Below are 7228 nucleotides of genomic sequence, written 5' to 3'. Positions count from 1 at the left end.
CGGTAACAACCCGTACTCCTCGGCACCGGCGGAGCGCCCCGCGCCCCGTCCGGCGCCCGGTGCACCCCGCCCCGGCGCCCCGCGTCCCGCACCCGGCCAGGGCGGTCCCCGTCCCGCGCCCGGCGCACCGCGTCCGGCCGCAGGTCAGGGCGGTCCCCGCCCGGCTCCCGGCCAGGGTGGCCCGCGTCCGAGCCCCGGCTCGATGCCTCCTCGCCCGAACCCGGGTGCCATGCCGTCTCGTTCGGCTCGGCCCGCTCCCGGTGCCGGCCGTCCCGGTGGCGGTCGTCCCGGTGGACCCGGCGGTCGTCCGCCCGGTGGCGGCGGATACCGCGGTGGCGGAGCTCCCGGCGCAGGTGCAGGCACGGGCGCTCCCGCCGGTGGCGCTCCCGCCGGTGGTTTCCGCGGTCGCCCCGGTGGCGGCGGTGGCCGTCCCGGCCAGCGCGGTGCCGCGGCAGGCGCGTTCGGTCGTCCCGGTGGCGCCCCGCGTCGTGGACGCAAGTCGAAGCGTCAGAAGCGGCAGGAATACGACTCCATGCAGGCGCCCGCCGTCGGCGGCGTCAGGCTGCCCCGCGGCAACGGCGAGACCATCCGTCTCGCTCGCGGCGCATCGCTCTCGGACTTCGCGGAGAAGATCGACGCGAACCCGGCAGCACTCGTGCAGGCGCTGTTCAACCTCGGCGAGATGGTCACGGCCACTCAGTCGGTGAACGACGAGACCCTCGAACTGCTCGGCGGCGAGATGAACTACGTCGTGCAGGTCGTCAGCCCGGAGGACGAGGACCGCGAGCTGCTCGACTCGTTCGACCTGACCTACGGCGAGGATGCCGGTGGCGAGGAGGACCTCGAGTCCCGTCCGCCGGTGGTCACCGTCATGGGCCACGTCGATCACGGTAAGACCCGACTGCTCGACACGATCCGTAAGGCCAACGTCCGTGAGGGCGAGGCAGGCGGCATCACCCAGCACATCGGCGCCTACCAGGTGCTGACCGAGCTGGACGGCAACGAGCGTCTTGTCACCTTCATCGACACTCCCGGTCACGAGGCCTTCACGGCCATGCGTGCCCGTGGTGCGAAGGCCACCGACATCGCGATCCTCGTGGTCGCGGCCGACGACGGCGTCATGCCGCAGACGGTGGAGGCGATCAACCACGCCCAGGCGGCCGACGTGCCGATCGTGGTCGCGGTGAACAAGATCGACAAGGAGGGGGCGAACCCCGACAAGATCCGCCAGCAGCTCACCGAGTACGGCCTCGTCACCGAGGAGTACGGCGGCGACACGATGTTCGTCAACATCTCGGCCAAGCAGGGCACCAACATCGATGCCCTCCTGGAAGCGGTGCTGCTGACCGCGGATGCCTCCCTGGATCTGCGCGCCAACCCGGACATGGACGCCCAGGGTGTCGCCATCGAGGCGCACCTCGACCGTGGCCGTGGCCCCGTCGCGACCGTGCTCATCCAGCGCGGAACGCTGCGGGTCGGCGACTCGATCGTGGCGGGCGACGCCTACGGACGCGTTCGCCGGATGGTCGACGAGCACGGCGACGACGTCCTCGAGGCGCTGCCCTCGCGTCCCGTCCAGGTGGTCGGCTTCACGTCGGTCCCCGGCGCAGGCGACAACCTGCTCGTGGTCGACGAGGACCGGATCGCCCGGCAGATCGCGGACCGTCGCAATGCGCGCAAGCGCAACGCTCTGGCCGCGCGCAGCCGCAAGCGGATCAGCCTCGACGATCTCGATGCAGCGCTGAAGGAGACCTCGCAGCTCAACCTGATCCTCAAGGGCGACAACTCGGGCACCGTTGAGGCGCTCGAGGAGGCACTGCTGGGCATCCAGATCGACGACGAGGTGCAGTTGCGCGTCATCGACCGCGGTGTCGGTGGCGTCACCGAGACGAACGTGAACCTGGCCTCGGCCTCGAACGCGATCATCATCGGCTTCAACGTCCGCGCCGAGGGCAAGGCCACCGAGCTGGCGAACCGCGAGGGTGTCGACATCCGGTACTACTCGGTGATCTACCAGGCCATCGACGAGATCGAGAAGGCCCTCAAGGGCATGCTCAAGCCGATCTACGAAGAGGTCGAGCTGGGCAAGGCCGAGATCCGCGCCATGTTCCGGTCCTCGAAGGTCGGCAACATCGCCGGCTGCCTGGTCACCTCCGGGTCGATCAAGCGCAACGCCAAGGCACGCCTCATCCGCGACAGCGTCGTGGTGGCGGAGACGGTCACCATCTCCTCGCTCAAGCGGGAGAAGGACGACGTCACCGAGGTCCGCGAGGGCTACGAGTGCGGTCTGACGGTCACCTACAACGACATCAAGGTCGGTGACGTGATCGAGGCGTACGAGCTGCGCGAGAAGCCGCGCGACTGAGCAGAGTGACACCCCGTGCGCGCCCCGTCGACCGCTGGTCGGCGGGGCGCGCACTGGGCAGACCGACGGGAGGGCTCGTTGTACCTCGGTGCTCTTGAGCTGGACATCCTGCTCGGCGACGTGCGGTCGCTCAAGGAGAAGCGATCGGTGGTCAAGCCCGTGATCGCTGCTCTGGCCCGCTTCGGGGTGTCCGTCGCCGAGACGGGCGAGCACGACCGATACCGGCGAGCACTGCTCGGGGTCGCGGTCGCGAGCGCCGACGTCGGCCATCTCACCGAGGTGCTCGACACCTGCGAGCGGCACGTGGCGGGCCGACCCGAGTTGCAGTTGCTCGCGGTGCGGCGAAGGATCTTCGGACCCGAGGATTGACTTGGTGTCCGCATGGAATTGAATGGCTTTATCGAGAAGGGACATCCCGTCATGGCAGATCCGGCGAGGGCGCGCAAGCTGGCCAAGCGCATCGCGACGATCGTCGCGTCGGCGATCGGGGGCGAGATCAAGGATCCGCGCCTCGATTACGTCACGATCACCGACGCCAAGGTCACCGCGGACCTGCACGACGCGACCGTCTACTACACGGTTCGCGGCGTCGACCTCGAGACCGAACCCGACTACGAGGGTGCCGCGGCAGGCCTGGCGAAGGCCACCGGCTCGCTGCGCTCCAAGGTGGGCGCGGGCACCGGCGTCCGGTTCACCCCGACGCTGACGTTCGTCGCCGACACCGTGCCCGACGCGGCCCGGCACATGGAGGAGCTCCTGGCCAAGGCCCGCGCTGCCGATGACGAGGTGGCCCGTGCCAGGGAGAACGCCACGCATGCGGGCGAGGCAGATCCGTACAAGGAGCCGCGCTCGGTGGACGACGAGGACGACGACCGGGTCGGCGAGGACGACTAGGGCCCGGGATGACCGTGACCGAGCAGAACTCTGACGTCGACCTGGCCGCTGCGGTCGGGCTGTTGTCCGCCGCCGCATCGGTGACGGTGCTGTGTCACATCCAGCCGGATGCGGACACCATCGGCAGTGGACTCGCCCTTGCCATCGTCCTCGAGCGCAAGGGGGTCCCCGTTCAGGTGGCGTTCGCCCGGCCGGACGAACTGCCCGAGTCGATGAGCGGCCTGCCGGGAACGCACCTGCTGGCCGCGGCCGCGGACGTCAACCCCGAGGTGGACCTGCTGGTGACGGTCGACTGCGGCAGCCGCGGCCGGCTCGGTCACCTGGCCGACCGCTTCGACGGCGCCCGTACCAGCCTGGTCATCGACCACCACCGCTCGAACACCCGGTACGCCGAGCACAACCTGGTCGACGAGTCCGCCGAGTCGACGACCGCGATCATCACGCGGCTCCTCGACGAGTGGGGCGTGGAGATCGACCGGGACATCGCGCACTGCCTGTACGCCGGACTGGTGACCGACACCGGATCGTTCCGCTGGGTCCAGCCCGGTACCCACCTGCTGGCCGAGCGGCTCATCGACACCGGCATCGATTCGGCGGAGATCGCGCGCGGGCTCCTCGACACCCATCCGTTCGGCTGGCTGCCGATGCTCGCCTCGGTGCTCGGGTCGGCGCAGTTGGTCCCCGACTCCGCCGGGGGACTCGGCCTCGTGTACGCGCTGCTCAGGCACGAGGACACCATCGGCATGCGCTCCGAGGAGATCGAGAGCGTCATCGACATCGTGCGCACCACGTCGGAGGCGGAGGTCGCCGCGGTGCTCAAGGAGACCGCGCCCGGTCACTGGTCGGTGTCGCTGCGGTCGAAGGCCGCCGTCGACGTGTCCACCGTTGCGGCTCGGCTCGGCGGGGGCGGACACCGGTTCGCGTCCGGGTACACCGCCGAGGGTGACAGCGAGTACGTGGTCGCCGCGCTGCTCGGCGCCCTCTCATGAGCGACATTGCCTGAGGTATCGGCCCGCAGGAGTCGGGCCGAACCGTCCCCCTCGCGGATTCTGGCGCTCGCGCTGCCCGCGCTCGGCGTACTGGCCGCCGAACCGCTGTACCTGCTCTTCGACATCGCGGTGGTCGGCAGGCTCGGCGCGCTCCCGCTCGCCGGGCTCGCCGTCGGCGGGCTGATCCTGGCGCAGGTCAGCACCCAGCTCACCTTCCTGTCCTACGGCACCACCGCTCGCGCCGCCCGGATGCACGGTTCCGGCGACGAGGCGGGCGCGGTCCGGGAGGGCGTGCAGGCCACCTACCTGGCCGTCGGCATCGGACTGGCGATCATCGCCGCGATCCAGGTCCTGGCGGTGCCGGTCACGTCGCTGATCGCAGGCGGAGGAGACATCGCCGCGGAGGCGCTGACCTGGCTGCGGATCGCGGTGTTCGGCGCGCCCCTGATCCTGGTGGCGATGGCGGGCAACGGCTGGATGCGCGGGGTGCAGAACACGGTGCGCCCGCTGCGCTTCGTGCTGGTGGGACTCGGACTGTCCGCGGTGCTGTGCCCGGTTCTGGTGCACGGCCTGCTCGGGGCGCCGCGCTGGGAGTTGGCCGGTTCCGCGATCGCCAACGTCGCCGGGCAGGCGGTCACCGCGGTGTGCTTCGTGGTGGCGCTGCTGCGGCAGGCTCGCTCGGCGGGCCCACCGGTTTCCCTGCGGCCCGACTCGGCGGTGATGCGGGCCCAGGTGGTGCTGGGCAGGGACCTGATCCTGCGGAGCCTCGCGTTCCAGGCCTGCTTCCTGTCGGCGGCCGCCGTCGCGGCCCGGTTCGGAGCGGCAGCTGTCGCCGCCCATCAGGTGGTCCTGCAGCTGTGGAACCTGGTCGCGCTGACCCTGGACTCGCTCGCGATCGCCGCGCAGACGCTGGTCGGGGCGGCGCTCGGCGCGGGCAGCGCGACGCAGGCCAAGGGGCTCGCGCGGCGGCTCACCGAGTGGTCGACGGTGTTCGCGGTGGCGCTGGCCTCGGCGTTCGCGCTCGGGCACACGGTGATCCCCGCGCTGTTCACCGACGACGCCGCCGTCATCGACCAGATCGACGTCATCTGGTGGTTCTTCGTCGCGATCATGCCGGTCGCCGGGGTGGTCTTCGCGCTGGACGGGGTGTTGCTCGGCGCGGGCGACGCGCCGTTCCTGCGCAACGCGACGCTCGGTTGTGCGATCGTCGGGTTCCTGCCGCTGATCTGGCTCTCGCTCGTCCAGGACTGGGGTCTGGCGGGAATCTGGTCGGGGCTTACGGTGTTCATGGTGCTGCGGATGCTGGCCGTCGTGTGGCGGGTTGCTTCCGGGCGATGGGCTGTGACCGGCGCCGACATACAGGCGGGAAGGTAGTGCACGTGACACGCAAGCTGTGGGCGGTGAGCGACACCCATGTCGGGCATCGCGGAAATCGTCCGATCACCGAGGAGCTGTACCCGGATTCGCCGGAGGACTGGCTGATCCTGGCGGGAGACGTCTCGGAGAAGACCGATGACATCGCCTGGGCACTGAAACTGCTCCGCGGCCGGTTCGAGAAGGTGATCTGGGTGCCGGGCAACCACGAACTGTGGACCACGGCGAAGGATCCCGTCCAGATCCACGGCGCGGCCCGGTACGACTACCTGGTCGCCATGTGCCGCGAACTCGACGTGACCACCCCCGAGGATCCCTACCTCGTCTGGGAGGGCGAGGGCGGCCCGGCCACGCTGGTACCGATGTTCCTGCTCTACGACTACACGTTCCGGCCGCCTGGATCGATCTCCAAGGCGCACGCCTTGCAGATCGCCAGGGACAAGAACGTGGTCGCCACCGACGAGTTCCTGCTCTCGTGCGAGCCGTACAGCACAAGGGAGGCGTGGTGTCACGCCCGGGTGGAGGCGACACGGGCCCGGCTCGACGCGCTGGATCCCACCATTCCGACGGTGCTGATCAATCACTTCCCGCTGGTCCGCGAGCCCACCTCGGTCCTGTTCTATCCGGAGTTCTCGCTGTGGTGCGGCACCGAGCTGACGGCCGACTGGCACACCCGCTACAACGCCATCTGCAGCGTGTACGGCCACCTGCACATCCCGCGCACCACCTACTACGACGGCGTCCGCTTCGAGGAGGTCTCGCTCGGCTACCCGCGTGAGTGGCAGCGACGTGGGATGCCCGAGCGGCTGCTGCGCCAGATCCTGCCGGTGCCGGAGTACCCGCCGGGCGCGCTGAACAAGTGGGGCGGCCATTTCAAGGTCACCCCGGAACAGGAAGCCGAGTTCGATGCGATGAGGGCGGGGCGCGCGTGATCGAAAAGATTCTGCCCACCGGCGTCGCGTTCGCCGAGCTGTTCGAGGATCCGCCGGGTCTCGCGGCGCACCCGCAGGAGGAGTCGCTGATCGCACGGGCGGTCGAGAAGCGTCGCCGCGAGTTCACCAGTGCGCGGCACTGCGCGCGGATCGCCCTCGGCAAGCTCGGCATGGACCCGGCGCCGATCCTCAGGGGCGAGCGGGGCGTCCCGCTGTTCCCGCGCGGGGTCGTCGGCAGCCTGACACACTGCGACGGCTACCGCGGCGCGGTCCTGGGCTACTCGATGCAGGTGCGGTCCGTCGGCATCGACGCCGAGCCGCACGGTCCGTTGCCGGACGGTGTCCTCGACGCGGTCAGCCTGCCGGAGGAGCGCACCGCGATCGCGGCGTCCGCGGCGGGCGCCGTGCACTGGGACCGGATCTTGTTCTGTGCCAAGGAGGCCACCTACAAGGCCTGGTTCCCGCTGACGAACCGCTGGCTCGGGTTCGAGGAGGCGCACATCACCTTCACCCTGTCGGAGGCCGCGGCCGGCACGGCGGAAGGCACCTTCCACTCGAAGCTGCTGGTGCCGGGGGAGGCGCTGTCGGGCCCGCCGCTGTCCTCGTTCGACGGCCGCTGGATGGTCGCCGACGGCCTGGTGATCACCGCGATCACCGTCCAGTAGTCTCGAAAC

General features: G+C 70.2%; 7 protein-coding genes. All 7 read left to right on the top strand.

Translation table 11 applies throughout. The annotated features are described in order from the left end of the window. A partial coding sequence (gene infB / locus RM1_RS22525) for a translation initiation factor IF-2 (RefSeq protein ID WP_072753887.1) occupies positions 1 to 2365 on the top strand: 2365 nt, incomplete at its 5' end. A 78-nt stretch (positions 2366 to 2443) separates the two neighbouring features. After that, positions 2444 to 2734, top strand: coding sequence for a DUF503 domain-containing protein (locus tag RM1_RS22520; protein WP_072753877.1), 291 nt, complete (start codon positions 2444 to 2446; stop codon positions 2732 to 2734). 51 nt (positions 2735 to 2785) lie between these two features. Further along, positions 2786 to 3259, top strand: a complete 474-nt coding sequence (gene rbfA, locus RM1_RS22515) for a 30S ribosome-binding factor RbfA (RefSeq protein WP_072753876.1) — start codon at positions 2786 to 2788, stop codon at positions 3257 to 3259. Positions 3260 to 3267: 8 nt separating this feature from the next. Further along, on the top strand, positions 3268 to 4248 hold the full coding sequence (locus RM1_RS22510) for a DHH family phosphoesterase (protein ID WP_072753875.1): 981 nt from the start codon (positions 3268 to 3270) through the stop codon (positions 4246 to 4248). Between the two features lie 6 nt (positions 4249 to 4254). Beyond that, positions 4255 to 5622: an MATE family efflux transporter gene (locus RM1_RS22505; protein ID WP_072753874.1), complete on the top strand. Its 1368-nt coding sequence runs from the start codon at positions 4255 to 4257 to the stop codon at positions 5620 to 5622. 5 nt (positions 5623 to 5627) lie between these two features. After that, complete coding sequence (locus RM1_RS22500; protein ID WP_072753886.1) at positions 5628 to 6554, top strand: metallophosphoesterase family protein; 927 nt, start codon at positions 5628 to 5630, stop codon at positions 6552 to 6554. Continuing rightward, the gene (gene npt, locus RM1_RS22495) at positions 6551 to 7219 is read left to right on the top strand and encodes a 4'-phosphopantetheinyl transferase Npt (protein WP_072753873.1); all 669 of its coding nucleotides are present in this window, start codon (positions 6551 to 6553) and stop codon (positions 7217 to 7219) included. Before RM1_RS22500 ends, npt begins: the two co-directional genes overlap by 4 nt. The last annotated feature ends 9 nt before the right edge of the window (positions 7220 to 7228 follow it).

The organism is Rhodococcus maanshanensis NBRC 100610 (assembly GCF_001894865.1).
GTDB lineage: Bacteria > Actinomycetota > Actinomycetes > Mycobacteriales > Mycobacteriaceae > Rhodococcus_G > Rhodococcus_G maanshanensis.
The sequence above is the reverse complement of the archived record's forward strand: the minus strand, read 5'-3'. Positions and strand labels throughout refer to the sequence as shown.

Bases quoted from the DNA above. Each gene is read 5' to 3' on its own strand.
- rbfA (WP_072753876.1), top strand. From the start codon at position 2,786: ATGGCAGATCCGGCGAGGGCGCGCAAGCTGGCCAAGCGCATCGCGACG.
- RM1_RS22510 (WP_072753875.1), top strand. From the start codon at position 3,268: ATGACCGTGACCGAGCAGAACTCTGACGTCGACCTGGCCGCTGCGGTC.